Below are 463 nucleotides of genomic sequence, written 5' to 3'. Positions count from 1 at the left end.
GTGTAGATCTGATTCGTCGACGCCGTCGAGGCACAGTTCGTACTCTGCGACGGCTCGGAATGCGTCGAGTTCGGGAACATCCTCAACGAGAACCTCGTGGAGATACCCGTGAACAACGCTGTCGTACTCCTCCAGCGAGAACTCGTCGGGCGAGAGTATCTGTAGTTCCGCGCCAGTCTGAACCACGCGACGGCGCTTCGGTTCCAACAGCGGACATAAGAATGCCAAGCGGTCGGTGTGGAGGAGGTACGCATAGCTGAACAGCCGCGACCGCGATGAAGAGTCCTTCACCGGGTCATGTCCTTCCGCATAGTACTTCGAGTCAAGCACAGCAAGCGTCTCCTCGCCTTCCTGCAGTGCGTGGTCGGGCTGGTGAGACACTTTCCCCTCGCCCTCAAAGGGATTGACTGATGGCGATCTGACCGGCGTCACGTCGTCGAGTTCATCGAGGTGGTCGTAAGAC

1 pseudogene is annotated in these 463 nt (G+C 58.5%); it reads right to left on the bottom strand.

From position 1 onward, the window contains the following. A pseudogene (locus FY251_RS21190) lies at positions 1 to 463 on the bottom strand (restriction endonuclease); the annotation flags it as partial.

This window comes from Haloferax sp. KTX1 (assembly GCF_902410085.1).
GTDB classification, from domain to species: domain Archaea; phylum Halobacteriota; class Halobacteria; order Halobacteriales; family Haloferacaceae; genus Haloferax; species Haloferax massiliensis.
The sequence above is the reverse complement of the archived record's forward strand: the minus strand, read 5'-3'. Positions and strand labels throughout refer to the sequence as shown.